This window comes from Mycobacterium sp., from assembly GCF_004298145.1.
Lineage (GTDB): Bacteria > Actinomycetota > Actinomycetes > Mycobacteriales > Mycobacteriaceae > Mycobacterium.
Window position 1 is genome coordinate 46,950 of sequence record NZ_SCRH01000033.1, and the last position, 16,230, is coordinate 63,179.

The 16,230-nt window shown below is 67.9% G+C and carries 14 protein-coding genes and 4 pseudogenes; 8 read left to right on the forward strand and 10 right to left on the reverse strand.

All coding sequences use genetic code 11. The features are described from left to right. Positions 1–178 precede the first annotated feature (178 nt). Positions 179–1,144, forward strand: coding sequence for a PirG (locus EPN51_RS12675; RefSeq protein WP_293042803.1), 966 nt, complete (start codon positions 179–181; stop codon positions 1,142–1,144). A 129-nt stretch (positions 1,145–1,273) separates the two neighbouring features. After that, a complete protein-coding gene (locus EPN51_RS12680) occupies positions 1,274–2,923 on the forward strand; it encodes an LGFP repeat-containing protein (RefSeq protein WP_293043239.1) in 1,650 nt (549 codons plus the stop codon). Positions 2,924–3,044: 121 nt separating this feature from the next. Here EPN51_RS12680 and EPN51_RS12685 read toward each other — a convergent pair whose 3' ends face one another. From EPN51_RS12685 to EPN51_RS12700, 4 genes and pseudogenes are all read right to left on the reverse strand, one after another. After that, complete coding sequence (locus EPN51_RS12685; RefSeq protein ID WP_293043242.1) at positions 3,045–3,857, reverse strand: HAD family hydrolase; 813 nt, start codon at positions 3,855–3,857, stop codon at positions 3,045–3,047. Between the two features lie 19 nt (positions 3,858–3,876). After that, the gene (locus EPN51_RS12690; protein WP_293042805.1) at positions 3,877–4,662 is read right to left on the reverse strand and encodes a 1-acyl-sn-glycerol-3-phosphate acyltransferase; all 786 of its coding nucleotides are present in this window, start codon (positions 4,660–4,662) and stop codon (positions 3,877–3,879) included. Positions 4,663–4,676: 14 nt separating this feature from the next. After that, a pseudogene (locus EPN51_RS12695) lies at positions 4,677–5,445 on the reverse strand (lysophospholipid acyltransferase family protein). Positions 5,446–5,451: 6 nt separating this feature from the next. Further along, entirely contained in the window at positions 5,452–6,219 is a 768-nt protein-coding gene (locus EPN51_RS12700; RefSeq protein WP_293042806.1) for a 1-acyl-sn-glycerol-3-phosphate acyltransferase, read from the reverse strand. 189 nt (positions 6,220–6,408) lie between these two features. Between EPN51_RS12700 and EPN51_RS12705 the strand changes: the two genes are divergently transcribed. Both EPN51_RS12705 and EPN51_RS12710 read left to right on the forward strand, forming a co-directional pair. After that, positions 6,409–7,959 (forward strand): MBL fold metallo-hydrolase, encoded by a 1,551-nt coding sequence (locus EPN51_RS12705; RefSeq protein ID WP_293042807.1) that lies wholly within the window; start codon positions 6,409–6,411, stop codon positions 7,957–7,959. Further along, positions 7,956–8,297, forward strand: coding sequence for a hypothetical protein (locus tag EPN51_RS12710; protein WP_293042809.1), 342 nt, complete (start codon positions 7,956–7,958; stop codon positions 8,295–8,297). The genes EPN51_RS12705 and EPN51_RS12710 overlap by 4 nt, the downstream gene beginning before the upstream one ends. Positions 8,298–8,427: 130 nt before the next feature. Here the strand turns inward: EPN51_RS12710 and EPN51_RS12715 are convergent, their stop codons facing one another. Both EPN51_RS12715 and EPN51_RS12720 read right to left on the reverse strand, forming a co-directional pair. Next, the gene (locus EPN51_RS12715) at positions 8,428–9,984 is read right to left on the reverse strand and encodes an NAD(P)/FAD-dependent oxidoreductase (protein WP_293042810.1); all 1,557 of its coding nucleotides are present in this window, start codon (positions 9,982–9,984) and stop codon (positions 8,428–8,430) included. Positions 9,985–10,032: 48 nt separating this feature from the next. Beyond that, positions 10,033–10,680, reverse strand: coding sequence for a TetR/AcrR family transcriptional regulator (locus EPN51_RS12720; protein WP_293042811.1), 648 nt, complete (start codon positions 10,678–10,680; stop codon positions 10,033–10,035). A 69-nt stretch (positions 10,681–10,749) separates the two neighbouring features. Between EPN51_RS12720 and EPN51_RS12725 the strand changes: the two genes are divergently transcribed. After that, positions 10,750–11,235: a DUF2834 domain-containing protein gene (locus EPN51_RS12725; protein WP_293042812.1), complete on the forward strand. Its 486-nt coding sequence runs from the start codon at positions 10,750–10,752 to the stop codon at positions 11,233–11,235. Here EPN51_RS12725 and serS read toward each other — a convergent pair. Next, positions 11,232–12,485 carry a serine--tRNA ligase gene (gene serS, locus EPN51_RS12730; RefSeq protein WP_293042814.1) on the reverse strand — a complete coding sequence of 418 codons (1,254 nt, stop codon included), beginning with the start codon at positions 12,483–12,485 and terminating at the stop codon, positions 11,232–11,234. The two genes, EPN51_RS12725 and serS, sit on opposite strands and share 4 nt — an antisense overlap. Before the next feature lie 421 nt (positions 12,486–12,906). Between serS and EPN51_RS12735 the strand changes: the two are divergent. Continuing rightward, positions 12,907–13,509, forward strand: a pseudogene (locus EPN51_RS12735) (septum formation family protein); the annotation flags it as partial. Positions 13,510–13,901: 392 nt separating this feature from the next. Here the strand turns inward: EPN51_RS12735 and EPN51_RS12740 are convergent. Beyond that, positions 13,902–13,970: pseudogene (locus tag EPN51_RS12740) on the reverse strand (hypothetical protein); the annotation flags it as partial. Positions 13,971–13,984: 14 nt separating this feature from the next. On the opposite strand from EPN51_RS12740, the pseudogene EPN51_RS12745 reads away from it, so the two are divergent. Together EPN51_RS12745 and EPN51_RS12750 are read left to right on the forward strand one after the other, a co-directional pair. Then, positions 13,985–14,379, forward strand: a pseudogene (locus EPN51_RS12745) (metallopeptidase family protein); the annotation flags it as partial. Positions 14,380–14,385: 6 nt separating this feature from the next. After that, positions 14,386–14,577, forward strand: a complete 192-nt coding sequence (locus EPN51_RS12750) for a hypothetical protein (protein ID WP_293043245.1) — start codon at positions 14,386–14,388, stop codon at positions 14,575–14,577. A gap of 8 nt (positions 14,578–14,585) precedes the next feature. Here the strand turns inward: EPN51_RS12750 and EPN51_RS12755 are convergent, their stop codons facing one another. Further along, the gene (locus EPN51_RS12755; protein ID WP_293042815.1) at positions 14,586–15,272 is read right to left on the reverse strand and encodes a histidine phosphatase family protein; all 687 of its coding nucleotides are present in this window, start codon (positions 15,270–15,272) and stop codon (positions 14,586–14,588) included. Beyond that, positions 15,269–16,219 (reverse strand): prephenate dehydratase, encoded by a 951-nt coding sequence (gene pheA / locus EPN51_RS12760; RefSeq protein WP_293042816.1) that lies wholly within the window; start codon positions 16,217–16,219, stop codon positions 15,269–15,271. The genes EPN51_RS12755 and pheA overlap by 4 nt, the downstream gene beginning before the upstream one ends. Between the last annotated feature and the right edge of the window lie 11 nt (positions 16,220–16,230).

A 16,230-nucleotide genomic window follows, 5' to 3' on the forward strand; every position in this document is an offset into this window, starting at 1 on the left:
CACGGCCGTTGGGACATCCGGGATCCGCGATCACAGTCCTGGTCGCAATTGCCTCACGATTCAATATCACCACTCTAGTAACAAGTCCCCCACTCGTACCATCGACTATGTGTGATTCCTGCCAGATAGGACCGGCGGGACCGCCGACACAACACATAGTCAGACAGAGGAGACTTCCGTGCCGAACCGACGCCGACGCAAGCTCTCGACAGCCATGAGCGCGGTTGCCGCCCTGGCAGTGGCGAGTCCGTGCGCATACTTCCTTGTCTACGAATCGACGGCCGACAACAAGGCGCCCGAGCATCACGAGTTCAAGCAGGCCGCGGTGATGAGCGACCTGCCCGGCGAGCTGATGGGTGCGCTATCGCAGGGGCTGTCGCAGTTCGGGATCAACATGCCCCCGGTGCCCGCCTTGAGCGGGGGTGCGGCCACACCCGGTCTCGCCAGCCCGGGCCTGGGCACTCCGGGCCTCGGAACCCCCGGCCTGGGGACGACGGGCCTGACCAATCCCGGCTTGACCAGCCCCGGCTTGACGAGCCCCGGTTTGACGAACCCGGGAATGGCGCCCATGACGCCCGGGCTCACCGCACCGGGTGCGTTGCCGACCACCCCGGGCGCGGGGATCGCGACCCCGGGCGCCGGGCTCAACCCCGCGCTGTCCAACCCCGGGCTGACCAGCCCGGCGGGGGTCGCACCGGGGCTGGGCAGCCCGACCCTGTCTCCGACCGAAGTTCCGATCGACTCCGGGGCCGGATTGGACCCGGGTGTCGGCGGCACCTACCCGATCCTCGGCGACCCGTCGACGTTCGGTAACGCTTCGCCCATCGGTGGCACTACCGGCCTGGGCGGTGGCTCGGGTTCCGGTGCCAGCGGCGGGCTGGTCAACGACGTGATGCAGGCCGCCAACCAGTTGGGCGCCGGTCAGGCGATCGACCTGCTCAAGGGCTTGGTGATGCCGGCGATCACGCAGGGCATGCAGGGCGGCGGGGCCGCGGGTGCCCTGCCGGGCGCTGCCGCGGGTGCCCTGCCGGGCGTCGCGGGTGCCCTGCCCGGCGCCGCGGCGGGAGCTCTCCCGGCCGCCGCGGGTGCCGCCGGTGCGCTGCCGGCAGCCGCCGGCGCGGTACCGGTACTGCCTCCGGTCTGATCTTTCGCAAACCCTCCACCAGACGGCACCGCAGGATCATCTGCGGTGCCGTCGATTTTCCTCCGAGATTCGGCCTCGCCCAACCTCGTGTCGTCTCATAGATAACATTAGAAACACACGTAACATCGGCTGGTGTCTCGCAGTCGCGCCCCGACGATGTTGCTCACCGCCGTCGCGGCGACCGTCGTCATCGTCTCGTGGGTGGGGGACACGACACGCGATCGCGGCACCTCCAGTCCATCGCCGGCGCGCGGCACCCGACTCGTCGAGCAGCCGCTGATCGGGCTGGGTGCGGGTGTCACGGTTCGCGAAATCGGTCAGGACACCCCTTTTTCTCTGGTCGCGCTGACCGGCGACCTGGCCGGCACGTCGACCCGCGTGCGTGCCAAGCGTCCCGACGGTTCGTGGGGACGCTGGTATCAGACCGAGTACGAAACCGCGGCACCCGACCCGGCGAGGTCGGGCCACCCCACCGGCGCCACGGAGGGGCCGCGCGGCACGGATCCGGTCTTCGTCGGCACCACGACGACGGTCCAGATCGCGGTCACCCGCCCGCTCGATGCGCCGGCGACCCAGTCGCCTCCGGCATCCCCGAGCGACAAGAAGGACTTGGGATACAGACCGGCGTCCAGGGAACAGCCCTTCGGGCAGAACATCTCCGCCGTCCTCATCTCCCCGCCGCAAGCGCCGGCCCAAACGCAGTGGACACCGCCGTCGGGAGTGGTGATGCCCGGGCAAGCGCCCCCCATCATCAGCCGGGCGGAATGGGGTGCCGATGAATCGCTGCGATGCGGTAGCCCGCAGTACGACAACGGGATTCGCGCCGCGGTCGTCCACCACACCGCGGGCAGCAACGACTATTCACCGCTGGAATCAGCCGGGATCGTCAAGGCCATCTACACCTATCACAGCAAGACGCTGGGCTGGTGCGACATCGCCTACAACGCGCTGGTCGACAAGTACGGCCAGGTGTTCGAGGGCAGCGCAGGCGGGCTCACCAAAGCGGTCGAGGCGTTCCACACCGGCGGATTCAACCGCAACACGTGGGGCGTGTCGATGATCGGCAACTTCGACGACGTGCCCCCGACCCCGATCCAACTGCGAACCGTGGGCCGGCTACTCGGCTGGCGGCTGAGCATGGACGGCGTCGACCCCAAGGGCGCGGTGCAACTGGAGTCGGCTGGCAGCCACTACACCACTTTTCCGGCCGGCTCCATCGCGACGCTACCGACCATCTTCACCCACCGCGACGTCGGAAACACCGATTGCCCGGGCAACGCCGCCTACGCCTTGATGGACGAAATACGGGATATCGCATCGCATTTCAACGATCCTCCGGAAGAGTTGATCAAGGCACTGCAGGGTGGCGCGATCTATGATCACTGGCTGGCGATCGGCGGGATGAACAGCGTGCTGGGTGCGCCGACCTCGCCGGAAGACAGCGCGGCCGGTGACGCACGCTTTGTCACTTTCGCCCGGGGCGCCATGTATTGGTCACCCGAGACCGGCCCCCAACCCGTCACCGGCGCCATCTACGACGCCTGGGGCTCTCAGAGCTACGAACGCGGGCCACTCGGATTGCCCACCAGTGCGGAAATACAAGAGCCGCTGCAGATTACGCAGAACTTCCAACATGGAACGCTGAACTTCGAGCGGCTGACCGGAAACGTCACCGAAGTCGTGGACGGCATCACGACACCGCTGGCCACCCAATTACCAAGCGGCCCAACGGTACCTGCCGAACACTTCTCGCTACCGACGCACCCGACGGCGACCTAGCGGCGCTAAAGCCGATTGCGCCGTTCCTCCTCGCGCCCCTGCGCGGCGCGCACCGTCGCGGCGCTAAAGTTGATTGCGCCGTTCCTCCTCGCGCCCCTGCGCGGCGCGCATCGTCGCGGCGCTAAAGCCACCACCGTTCGAGCACCCGTCCCACACCGTCGTCATTGTTGGCGGCGGTGACCTCGTCGGCGGCGGCCCGCACGTCGGGATGGGCGTTGCCCATGGCCACGCCATGACCCGCCCAGCGCAGGATCGGCAGGTCGTTGGGCATGTCACCGAACGCCACCACCTCCTCGCGGGCGATCTCTAGCGGCCTGGCGATCTCGTCCACACCGGTGGCCTTGCTGATCCCCAGCGGCACGATCTCGATCAGGCCGTTGTCGGTGGAGTAGGTGATGTCGCCCTCGATGCCGACGTGCTTGGCCAGTTCGGCAGCCATGTCAGAGCTGCGGGCCCCGGCCCGGCGGATGAGCAGCTTGATCGCCGGGGCACTCAACAGGTCTTCGATCGACACCTCGGTGTTGTCCGGGTTCAGCCAGGCATGCTCGTAGCCCGGCGAGCTGACGAACTGAGGAGTCGCCGTGTCATGGGCGCGCTCGCCGATTCGCTCGACGGCCAGCCCCACGCCGGGGATGACGCGAGTCGCCAGCTCCGCCAGCTCGGCCAGGATGTCGACGGAAAGCGTGCGCGTCGACACCACCCGGTCGGTCGCGGAGTCATAGATCACGGCGCCGTTGGCGCACACGGCGATTGGGGCGAAGCCAAGCGCGTCGACGACGGGACGTATCCACCGCGGCGGGCGTCCGGTCGCCACGACGAACTGCGCACCGGCGTCCACCGCGGCGCGGATGGCGTCGCGGGTGCGGGGGGTGATCTTTTCGTCGTCGTCGAACAGGGTGCCGTCGACGTCGCAGGCGATGAGCGTCGGCTTCATCGTCATCGGGGCCGACCTCTCAATGCAATCCGCTTTGGGTCTGCCCCGGCCGCGTGACGCCGTCGGTTCCGTATGTCTGCATCCGGTCCTGCAACTCCGACAAGCGGATGGCTCGGGAATCCTCCTGGGTGGGCGCGGCACCGCCCAATCGGCGCGGCACCCAGAATTCGTCCTTCGGGTGCGGATATTCCTCCTGCACCCGGTACAGCAGGGCGTTGAGCGCCTCACGCAACGCCGCGTTGAGCTGCTCGGGCGTGCCCAGCGGCGGCAGCGGCCGCCCGGCGACCACGGTGATCGGAACCTTGTTGCGAACCACCTTCTTGGGATAGTCCTTGGGCCAGATCCGATGGGCGCCCCACACGATCATGGGAACGATCGGCACCTGGGCTTCCAGCGCCATGCGTGCCGCCCCGGTCTTGAATTCCCGCAGTTCGAAACTGCGGCTGATGGTGGCCTCCGGGTGCGTCCCGATCAGCTCGCCCTCGCGCATGCGCTGCACCGCCGCGTCGAAAGCGTCGTGTCCCGACTTGCGATCCACCGGGATCAGCCGGGACTGCTTGATGACGTAGTTGACCGCCTTCACGTCGGCCATCTCCGCCTTGATCATGAAGTACGCGCGTCGGCGGCGCTTCCGGACCGCCAGCAGCGTGGGAAGCCAGTCCAAGTAGCTGGTGTGGTTCTGGGCCAGCAGGGCGCCGCCCCGCTCGGGGATGTTCTCGAGGCCCTGATAGGTGAACGTGGTCCCCTGCATGGCGACCATCGGCGGGACGATCCACTCCGCCAACCGGTAGAACGCCTCGGGCATGTCCTCTCCTTCGCCTACTGCGACGGGCGTTCGGCCGGGTTGGCGGCCTCCTTGGCCGATCGGGCCGCCGCCTCGTCGGCCTCGATCCGCGCGGCCGCCGCCCGGGTCGGGGCTCCTCCGCCCAGCCGGTGCGGCACCCAGTACGCCCCGGGCTCGCTCGGATAGTGCTGCTGCGCCCGGTGCAGCAACGTGGTCATTGAGTCGCGCAGGGCAGCGTCGGTCTGCGCAATGTCTTCGCGCACCTGCAACGGTGCGCCTACCTGCACAGTGACAGGTATTTTGGCGCGGCCCAGTTTACGTGGGTGGTCCTTGGTCCAGATTCGCTGTGCCCCCCAGACGATCACCGGGACGATCGGGACCTCCGCTTCGATGGCCATCCGGGCGGCGCCGGTCTTGAACTCCTTGAGCTCGAAGCTGCGGCTGATCGTGGCTTCTGGATACACGCCCACCAGCTCACCTTCACGGAGTCGCTGCACGGCGACCGCATAGGCGCCCGCGCCGGCGCCGCGGTCCACCGGGAATGGTGCGGGTGTGCTTGATCAGGAAATTGACCACTTTCACCCGCTGCATCTCGGCTTTGATCATGAACCGCAGGCGTCGCTCCCGGCGGTATACGGCCAGGGCGGCCGGCAAAAAGTCGACATAGCTCGTGTGGTTGATCGCCACCACGGCGCCGCCCCGCTCGGGAATATGGTGCTCGCCGCTGTAGGTGATCTTGGTGCCGGTGGCCGTCACAACCAGTTGGGCCAGAAGCTCCAGCGCGCGAAAGGTCGGCTCCACCATCGATCACTACTCCGGCGCCCCTGTGGACTGTGCACGACGAGCCGCCCGCGCGGCTGCCTCCTCAGCTTCCAACCGGGCGGCCTCCGCCAGCGAGGGGGCGCCCCCGCCCAACCGGTGCGGCACCCAGAACTCCCCGGCAGGATGCGCTCCGTACATCTCCTGCGCGCGTTCCAGCAGGTGCTGCATCCGGGAGTGCAGCAGGCCCCTCAATTCCTCGATGGCCAACGTCGGCTCAATCGGCTCGCCGACCAGCACGATGATCGGCACCTTCGGCCGCCACAGCTTCTTTGGGTGGTCCTTGGTCCAGATGCGCTGGGCGCCCCAGACGATCACCGGGACGATCGGCACCCCGGCCTCGACCGCCATGCGGGCGGCCCCCGATTTGAACTCCTTGATCTCGAAGCTGCGGCTGATGGTGGCCTCGGGATAAACCCCGACCAGCTCACCGTCTTTCAGGTGCCGGACGGCGGCCTCATAGGAGGCGGCCCCGTTTTGCCGATTCACCGAGATATGCCGCAGGCTGCGCATGATCGGCCCGGTGACCTTGTGGTCGAAGACCTCCTGCTTGGCCATGAATCGCACCTTGCGACCCAGACCCTGCCGGTAGGCGGGCAACCCGGCGAAAGTGAAGTCCAGGTAGCCGGTGTGGTTGATCGCGATGACGGCACCGCCGCTTTTCGGCAGGTTCTCTACGCCCGCGACGGTGATCTTCAGGCCCTGCACGCGCCACACCAAGCGGGCCAGTGCAATGACAGTCCCGTAAACCGGTTCCACAGCTCATCAGCCTAGTGCTCCGGACTGCGCGGTGGCCTCCGGTGCCGAAAATCCGCACCGCCGGCCCGGCGACTACCCGGCTGCGGCACCGAGCCCGGCCCGGTACCTCGCGCTAAGCTCGGGGACTGAAAACCGTCATCGCCGGCCGGGACCGAATCGGTCCCGCCAGCGTCCCCCGGAGAGGCATCAGTGCAGGTCACCAGCGTAGGCCACGCCGGATTCTTGATCGAGACCCAAGCGGGAAGCATCCTTTGCGACCCCTGGGTCAATCCCGCCTACTTCGCATCCTGGTTCCCGTTCCCGGACAACAGCACGCTGGACTGGGACAGCTTGGGCGCCTGCGACTACCTGTATGTGTCGCACCTGCACAAGGACCACTTCGACGCGAAGAACCTGGCCGAGCACGTCAACAAGGACGCGACCGTCCTGCTGCCGGAATTTCCGGTGCCAGACCTGCGAAATGCATTGCAGGAATTGGGTTTTCACCGATTCTTCGAGACCAGCAATTCAGTGAAGCATCGGATCGACGGCCCCAAGGGCGACCTCGACGTCATGATCATCGCTCTGCGGGCCCCCGCCGACGGCCCGATCGGCGATTCGGCACTGCTGGTTTCCGACGGCGCGACAACGGTTTTCAACATGAACGACGCCCGGCCGGTCGATCTGGACGTGCTGGCGTGCGAGTTCGGGCACATCGATGTGCACCTGCTGCAGTACTCCGGAGCCATCTGGTACCCGATGGTCTACGACATGCCGGCCCGCGCCAAAGAGTCGTTCGGCGTCCAGAAGCGGCAGCGGCAGATGGACCGCGCCCGCCAATACCTCGCGCAGGTCGGGGCGACGTGGGTAGTCCCTTCAGCGGGCCCGCCCTGCTTCCTGGATCCCGAGTTACGCCACCTCAACGACGACCACGCGGATCCGGCCAACATCTTCCCGGATCAAATGGTGTTCCTGGACCAGATGCGCACGCACGGGCACGACGGCGGCTTGCTGATGATCCCCGGATCCACCGCCGACTTCACCGGACCCACCCTGCATTCGCTGCACCACCCGCTGCCCACCGACGAGGTCGAGGCCATCTTCACCACGGGCAAGGCCGACTACATCGCCGAGTACGCCGAGCGGATGGCGCCCGTCGTCGCCGCGCAGCGGGCCAGCTGGGCCCCCGCGGCCGGGGAGCCGCTCCTGGAACCGCTGCGCGCCCTGTTCGAGCCGATCATGTCGCAAAGCGACGAGATCTGCGACGGGATCGGCTACCCCGTCGAACTTGCGCTGGGGCCCGAGACCGTGATCCTGGACTTCCCGAAACGGGCGGTACGGGAACGGATTCCGGATGAGAAGGTCCGCTACGGCTTCGCGATAGCACCGGAGTTGGTGCGCACCGTGCTGCGCGATCACGAACCGGACTGGGTCAACACCATCTTCTTGTCCACCCGTTTCAGGGCATGGCGCGTCGGCGGCTACAACGAATACCTCTACACCTTCTTCAAGTGCCTGACCGACGAACGGATCGCTTACGCCGACGGCTGGTTCGGCGAAACCCACGACGACTCGGCGTCCGTCACGCTGGATGGCTGGGAGATTCAGCGCCGTTGTCCGCACCTCAAGGCTGATCTATCGAAATTCGGTGTGGTAGAAGGAAACACGTTGACCTGCAACCTGCATGGGTGGCAGTGGCGGTTGGACGACGGGCGCTGCCTGACCGCACGGGGCCACCAACTGCGGAGCCGCCGGGCGTGAACGACTCCTACGGCTCCTACGATGACGGCCTGGTTCAGCTGGATCGCGCGGCGATCACGCTGCGCCGCTACCACTTTCCGTCGGGCACATCGAAGGTCATCGCGCTCGACACGATCCGCGGGTACAAGGCCGAAAAGCTGGGGCTGTTCACGCAGCGGTTCCGGATTTGGGGCAGCTCGGACTTCCGCCGCTGGCTCCCCCTGGACGTGCAACGGCCGCTGCGGTCGACGTTGATCACCCTTGACGTGCCGGGAACCTGGCCCACCCCCGCGTTCACGCCGGCGCGCGCGGACGAGTTCACCGCGCTGCTCGACGAATTGATGAGCGGGCGCGGCTAGCCCTAGGTGGCCGGCGGCCGGTTCCCGGCGGCCGGCGCGCGGCTCGCGGCGGCTGGCGGCCAGCGCCGAACGTGCACTGATGGCGAATTCTGGTGCGATTTCTCGCACTGGTTACACGCTGGACGACGCGTCAGCGCGCGTCCAATGCCGCGCGCGCCGCGTTGTAGCCCGGGATGAACGTGATCCCGGGACCGCCGTGACAACCCGCGCTGCCCAGGTACAGACCGTCGATCGGGATCGGCTGGCCCAGGTAACCCCTCGGGCCGGGCCGGTTGGGGCCTATCTGGTTCGCATTCAACAGGCCGTGGCAGTAGTCGCCGCCCGGCGCCCCGAACATCACACCCATGTGCTTGGGCGTGAAGGTGGTGTGCCGAACGATGCTGCGTTCGAAATTCGGTGCGAGCCGGGTGATCTTGTCGATCACCCGCTGACCCATCTCGACCTTCGCCTGCCCGTAATCCACGTCGCCCTCGATCGGGAAGAACAAGGCGAATGCCGACGCGGCGTGCTTGCCTTGCGGGGCGAGGTCCGGATCGTTCTGCGAGGGGATCTGCAAGACCACCGTCGGGTCGGCCGGAACGATCCCGCGGCGAGCGTCCTCCCATTGCCGCTGGACTTCCTCCGGCGTGCAGAACAGGCCGATCGAGGCCTGCATGGCCGGCTCGTTGAGGGCCTCGTACGGCGGCGTGAAGGCGGGCGCCTCGTCCAGCGCGAAGTGCATCTGCAGGTAGCTGCCGCGGTGGTCGATGCGCGCATAGCGCTCCCGGATGTCGGCGGGCAGCGCGCCGGGATCGATCATTTCGTTAAGGGTGATGTCCGGGGCGATGCCGGAGACGACGATCGGGGCGTTCAACGTCTCGCCCGCCTCGGTGCGCACTCCGGTCACCCGCCCGTCCGCGACCAGGATCTCGGTCACCTTGGTACGCAACCGAACTTCGCCGCCGTGGCTGGCCAGCACGTCGCACAGGTGCGAGGTGAGCGCGCCGATGCCGCCGCGCAGCTTCTTCATCTGCATGGTGTCGCCGTCGGGAACCCCGAGGCCGAAGGCGAGCGCGGCCGCACTGCCCGGCGTGGACGGGCCACGGTACAGCGTGTTGACGGCCAGCACGGTCATCGAACCGCGCAGTGCGCCATGCTTCTCGCGGTCCGGCAGATACCGGTCCAACACGTCGGTGACCGAGCCGAACAACATGTCATCGATCGCCGAGCGCTCGAATTCGTTTGTGGCGCAGGCATACATCTCGTCGATACTCTTGGGCGGTGTTCCGGCTTCGAACCGGCCCAGCGCGCGTGTCGGGCCTTGGCTCCACGCCATCAGCCCCGCCATTCCGTTGACGGCATCGGCCCCGTGCACCTCGTTGAGGTGGGTGAACAGCTTGACGGGGTCGCTGTACTGAACCAGCGGATCGTCGCCGACGCCGCGCACCGCCACCGACATCACGTCGAGGTCGATCGTCGGCAGGGTGTCCAGACCCAGCTCGTCGACCACCACCTGTGACGTCGGGAACTGCACCGAGCCGGCGATCTCGAACCGGTACCCGTCGAAAAGCTCCACGGTGGAGGCCATCCCGCCGGCGTAGAGCTTGGGATCCAGGCACACCGTCCGCAGTCCGGCCTTGGCCAGCAGCACGGCCGCGGTCAGCCCGTTATGTCCCGCACCGATAACGATCGCGTCATACCCAGTCATGTCCTGCCCTCCGAAAAGGAGGCTCGCACGACGACAAAGTTTTGTCAATTATGACGAAACTTGCCGGGTTGTCGCCGTGATCCAGGAGTCGGTGATCCCCGCTCGCAGCGACTCCAGCGCCGCGTGACACAACCGCGCGAGTTCGCCGAGAGAGCGGTCGTCGCCGACCATCCAGACCTCCATCGCGCCGAACACGGCGGCGGCGATGCACCGCGCGGTCACCGCGGTGCGCACCCGTTGGTCGGCTGTCGGCTCCGCGGCACCGTCGGTCCCGCGGCCACGCCGTTGCAACTGTGCCGCAATGGCGTCGGCGAAGTCGGCCTGGACCTCCCGGATGTGGCGGACGATGCGGCCGGGGTCGAGTTCGCCTTGGCGCAGTGCGGCGATCTTGGTGACCGCGTCGACGTCATACGGGAACGAGAAGATGGCCGACTGCACCGAGTCGATGATCGGTTCGTCGGCCGGCCTGGCGTCCAGGGCCGCGCGAAACCAGTGCAGCCCGGTGTAATCGGCGAACAACAGATCGTGCTTCGAGCTGAAGTGGCGATAGAACGTCCGCAGCGACACCCCGGCGTCGGCGGCGATCTGTTCGGCGGACGTGTCTTCGACGCCCTGGGCCAGGAATCGCACCACGGCGGCCTGGCGCAACGCCTCGCGGGTGCGTTCGCTGCGCGCCGTCTGGGCGGGCCTGACCATCTCAGTAAGGTAGCAAGAATTCTTTTGACAATATTGACAAAACTTTGTAGCGCGGGTGAGACTGCGCCCATGGTCTCGCTACTCACTCACGCGGTGCTCGGACTGGCGGTCATCACCTGGATCGTCAGGTCGAACTCGAAGGTCTTCGCCCGGCCGGCCAACGGCCCACTGTTTTCGCCGATGGAAATCGTGTACTACGTCGTCGGCATCGTCTCCGTCGCGCTCGGCTGGTACTTCAACATCACCTTTGTGCAGGAGTACTCGCACGGATCCACCAATCCGCTCTGGGGCGAACACGGAAGCTGGGCCGAGTACATCAAGCTGATGTTCACCAACCCGGCCGCCAGCTCGGCCAGCCAGGACTACACGATCGCGAATGTGATTCTGCTGCCGATCTTTACGATCGTGGACGGCTACCGGCGCGGGCTGCGCCACCCCTGGCTGTATTTTGTGTCCAGCCTGTTCACCAGCTTCGCGTTCGCGTTCGCGTTCTATTTCGCGACGATGGAACGCCAGCGCCGGCACGAGCAGGACCGCGCGACGATAAACGCTTAGGGCTCAAGCACTTCGGCACCGACGAACGGCACCAGCGCCTCGGGAATCCGCACACTGCCGTCGGGCCGCTGGTGGTTCTCCAGGATCGCCACGAGCCAGCGGGTGGTGCCCAGCGTGCCGTTGAGCGTGGCCGCGGTCTGCGGCTTGCCGTTCTCGTCGCGGTAGCGGGTGGTGAGCCGGCGCGCCTGGAACGTGGTGCAGTTCGACGTCGACGTCAGCTCGCGGTAGGCCTGTTGCGTCGGAACCCACGCCTCGCAGTCGAACTTGCGGGCGGCCGAGGAGCCGAGATCGCCTGCGGCCACGTCGATTACCCGATACGGCACCTCGATGCGAGCCAGCATCTCGCGCTGCCAGCCCAGCAGCCGCTCGTGTTCGGCCTCGGCGTCGGCGGGCGTGCAGTAGACGAAGCCTTCGACCTTGTCGAACTGATGTACCCGGATGATGCCGCGGGTGTCCTTGCCGTAGCTGCCGGCCTCGCGGCGAAAACACGACGACCAGCCCGCGTACCGCAGCGGGCCACCGGACAGGTCCAGGATCTCGTTCCAGTGGTAGCCGGCCAGCGGCACCTCCGAGGTGCCCACCAGGTAGAGGTCGTCGGCCTCGACCCGGTAGATCTCGTCGGCGTGCGCGCCCAGGAACCCGGTGCCGGCCATCACCTCCGGGCGCACCAGCACCGGCGGGATCATCGGGATGAATCCGTTCTCGACGGCCAGCCGCAGTGCCAGCTGCAGCAGGCCGAGCTGGAGCAGCGCGCCCTGACCGGTCAGGAAGTAGAACCGCGACCCGGACACCTTGGCGCCGCGCTGCATGTCGATCAGACCCAGCGACTCACCCAGTTCCAGGTGATCCTTGGGGTTTTCGATCGCCGGGGGCTCACCGACGATGTCGAGCACCGCGAAGTGGTCCTCACCGCCGGCCGGAACCCCCTCGATGACGACGTTCGAGATCGCCATGTGCGCCGCGGTGAACGCCGCCTCCGCGCCGGTCTGGGCGGTTTCGGCGGCCTTCACCTGCTCGGCCAGTTCCTTCGCGCGCGCCAGCAACGCCGGGCGCTCGTCGGGTGATGCGGCACCCACGCTCTTGCTGGCGGACTTCTGTTCGGCCCGCAGCGCGTCGGCGGACGAGATGGCGGCCCGGCGCGCGGCGTCGGCCGACAGCAGGGCGTCCACCAGCGTCGGGTCTTCACCGCGGCTCAGTTGGGAGCGGCGCACGGCGTCAGGGTCTTCCCGGAGCAGCTTCAGGTCGATCACGGCCCTGAGACTACTTTCACCGGCTCCGGCCAGCGGGCGGAGTGTCCGCGCTTGGCCGGCTCAGGACTCACATCCGTAACTTTTGTCACCCGCCTCAGGTGGTCCTGTCAGAATGGAGCCGATGTCGCACGCGCCCGAGAAGGAACTTTCGGAAGCCCCCGGAGTCGAGACGCCCGCCGCCTCGGCCGATGGGGCGTCGGCACAGCAGCCATCCGCCTTCTTGTGGCCGCGCAGCCTGCAGGCCCGGGCGACCAGGCGAGCGCTGCTGCTGACCGCGCTCGGCGGCCTGTTGATCGCCGGGCTGATCACCGCCATCCCGGTCGGCACCGGATCGGGACGGCTCCTCGACAGCAGCCCCGTGCGCAGCACCGGGGCCAAGAGCGACGCCGCCTTCAACCGCGCCTCCCGCGGGGAATGCCTGATGTGGCCCGACACCACCCCGGAGTCGGCGAAAATCGTCAACTGTGGCGATGACCACAAGTTTGAAGTCGCCGAATCCATCGATATGCGGACGTTCCCGGGCGCCGAGTACGGGCCCAACGCCGCGCCCCCGACACCCGCCCGCATCCAGCAGATCACCCAGGAACAGTGCGAGGCCACCGTCCGTAATTACCTTGGACTCAAGTTCGATCCGAACAGCAGATTCACGGTCAGCCTGCTGTGGCCCGGCGACCGGGCCTGGCGCCAGTCCGGCGACCGCCGCATGCTGTGCGGCCTGCAACTGCCCGGCATGAACAACCAGCAGCAGCCGTTCAAGGGCAAGGTCGCCGACATCGACCAGTCCAAGATCTGGCCGGCCCGCACCTGCCTGGGGATCGATCCGGCGACCAATCAGCCGACCGATGTGCCGGTCGACTGTGCGGCCCCGCACGCGATGGAGGTCACCGGCACAGTCAACCTGGCCGAGAAGTTCCCCGACGCCCTGCCCGCCGAGCCGGACCAGGACAGCTTCATCAAGGATTCGTGCACCAAGATGACGGACGCGTACCTGGCGCCGGTCAAGCTGCGCACCACGACCCTGACGCTGATCTACCCCACGGTGCCGCTGTCCAGCTGGACGGCCGGCAGCCGCGAGGTGGCCTGCAGCATCGGCGCAACGCTGGGCAACGGAGGCTGGGCCACCCTGCTGAACAGCGCCAAGGGCCAGCTGCTGATCAACGGCCAGCCCCCGGTACCGCCCCCCGACATTCCCGAAGAGCGGCTCACGATACCGCCGGTTCCGCTCCAGGTCCCGGGGCAGACACCGTCCGACCAGTCCGGCACCCCGCCGGAGATCCCGCCGAACAATCAGCACCTCCCCGGGCAGCAACCGGTGGTGACGCAACCCCAGCAACCGCAGCAAGCCCCCGAACAGCAGGCTCCCGCCCAGCAAGCGCCGCAGCCGCCGGCGGCGGATAACGGCGCGCCGCCCGCCAACCCGGCACCCGAGGCGCCCCCGCCGCCGCCACCGCCCGCCCCGCCGGCCCCGCCGGCCGAACCCCCACCGGGGGGCTAGCCGGGTGTCCGTGCGGATGGATCCGCAGCGGTTCGACGAACTGGTCTCCGACGCCCTCGACCTGATACCGCCCAAGCTGGCCGCGGCGATGGACAACGTCGTCGTCCTGGTCGAAGACCGCCATCCCGAGGAAGCCGACCTGCTCGGACTGTACGAGGGGGTGGCGCTGACCGAACGCGACTCCGACTACTCCGGTGCGCTGCCGGACGCCATCACCATCTACCGCGAGGCGCTGCTGGACGCGTGCGAATCCGAGGCGGAGGTCGTCGAGGAGGTGGCGATCACGGTGATCCACGAAATCGCCCACCACTTCGGCATCGACGACGACCGGCTGCACGAACTGGGCTGGGCCTGACTGGGCGCGGCGTCCCGGATCTTTCCGCGGCGGGTGCTATGAACTCACGTATGAGCACTGACTGCCGCGACTGCCGGGCAGGCTTGGATCACTGTCACGGCACCATCATTCGCCACGCACTGCACCGGTCGGAGTGCACCGAGCCGGACTGCTTCAGCCCCGAGTTGTTGCCGCACGCCTTCGTCGTCGATTGCGACGCCGTCGGCTGTGCCTGCACCGAAGTGGTCGCGCTGGCCGTCTGATCGGGGTGTCAGCCCATCGGGTCGGTGCTTGACCGCACCGCGTCCGCGACCGGGGTCGCCTCGGCCTCCGGATAAAAGGGCGGCGTCAACGTTCCCCAGCGCACGCAACTCCACCGCCCGTCGGTGATCGGGGTCAAGGCCACCGATTCGGTGTTGTCGAGATGATTGTCCAGCGCGAAGTCGGCCTCCACGCCGGCCAGCACCGCCGCGGCCAACCGGATCGCCGCGCCATGGCTGACGACCACGATGTCACCGTGGAAGCCGTGGTCGTCAAGGTAGCGCAGGCGGAGGTCGGTGAGCACCGGCACGTAGCGGTCCAACACGTCGCTGCCGGTTTCGCCACCGGGTAGCGGCACATCGAGCTCGCCGCGATGCCAACGGTCGTAGATGGCATTGAACTCCGCGACCGCGTCGTCGTCGTTGCGGTCTTCCAGCCGGCCGACCTGCACCTCATGGATGCCGGGTACCTCGATGGCGGACATTGCGAGCTGGCCCGCGATCACCGCCGCGGTCTGCGAGGCCCGGGTGGCCACGGAGTGCGCGAGCATCGCCGGGCGGCCCGACCCGCGGGCGAACGCCCGGGCCTGGTCGCGGCCCAACGGTGTCAGCTCCGCGCCGGGCGGGCGCGTGTCGAGCCGGCGCTCGACGTTTCCGTAAGACTGGCCGTGACGCACCAGGATCAAGCGACCGCTCACCGCTGCGACCCCCCGGCGGGCTGTTCGGGCTTTCCGTGACGCACCCGCGCCAGCCAGCGCAACGCCTCGTCGGCGGGCGGCGGCAACGCTCCGGCGGGCGAGCCGGTGGGCCAAGATCCCAGGTATCTCACATCTGCACAACGACGATGCAGCGCCTTGAGTGCCTCGGCGACGGCGTCGTCGTCGATGTGCCCCACGCAATCGGCGAAAAACCGGTAGATGCCGAGTCCGGTTCTGGTCGGCCGGGATTCGATTCGGGTCAGGTCGATGCCACGGACGGCGAACTCGGCGAGCGCGGCCAGCAACGCGCCCGGCGCGTTGTCGATGCGCAGCACCACCGACGTCCGGTCGGCTCCGGTGCGGGCCGGCGGGGGCCCCGGCAGCCCGACCAGAACGAAGCGGGTGCGGGCGTTGGGTTCGTCGACAACACCGTCGGCCAGGGTGTCCAGCCCCCAGTGGGTGGCGGCCAGCGGCGAGGTCACGGCGGCGTCGACCCGGCCCTCGGCCACCTGCTGAGCGGCGTCGGCATTGGAGTACGCCGGCCGCAGTTCGGCATCGGCCAGGTTGGCGGCCACCCACTGCCGCACCTGCGCCACCGCGACTCCGAAGGCCGCCAACGTATGCACGTCGGCGGCCCGGCGTCCCGGTTTGACGACGATGCTGAACGCGACATCGAGCGTCGTCTCGGCGAAGACCTGCAGCGGCGAACCCATGGCCAGGCTGTCCAGGGTCGGCGTCACCGAACCGTCGATCGAGTTCTCGATCGGGACGCATGCGTAGTCGGCGGCGCCGTCGCGCACCGCGTCCAACGCCGCGGAGGTGCTTTCGACCGGCAACGGCCGCACTCGGTCGGGCCGCTGTGCGGGAACCAAACCGGCGGCGGTGATCTGTCGCAACGCCGCCTCGGTGAAGGTCCCCTCCGGACCGAGGTAAGCGATGCGGGCCACGTCCCAACCCT

What these genes read in the sequence shown, in the direction of transcription:
- EPN51_RS12750 (WP_293043245.1), top strand. Translation starts at nt 14,386, where the DNA reads ATGAGCACTGACTGCCGCGACTGCCGGGCAGGCTTGGATCACTGTCAC.
- EPN51_RS12725 (WP_293042812.1), top strand. Translation starts at nt 10,750, where the DNA reads ATGGTCTCGCTACTCACTCACGCGGTGCTCGGACTGGCGGTCATCACC.
- EPN51_RS12690 (WP_293042805.1), bottom strand. Translation starts at nt 4,662, where the DNA reads ATGCCCGAGGCGTTCTACCGGTTGGCGGAGTGGATCGTCCCGCCGATG.
- EPN51_RS12715 (WP_293042810.1), bottom strand. Translation starts at nt 9,984, where the DNA reads ATGACTGGGTATGACGCGATCGTTATCGGTGCGGGACATAACGGGCTG.
- EPN51_RS12685 (WP_293043242.1), bottom strand. Translation starts at nt 3,857, where the DNA reads ATGAAGCCGACGCTCATCGCCTGCGACGTCGACGGCACCCTGTTCGAC.
- EPN51_RS12720 (WP_293042811.1), bottom strand. Translation starts at nt 10,680, where the DNA reads ATGGTCAGGCCCGCCCAGACGGCGCGCAGCGAACGCACCCGCGAGGCG.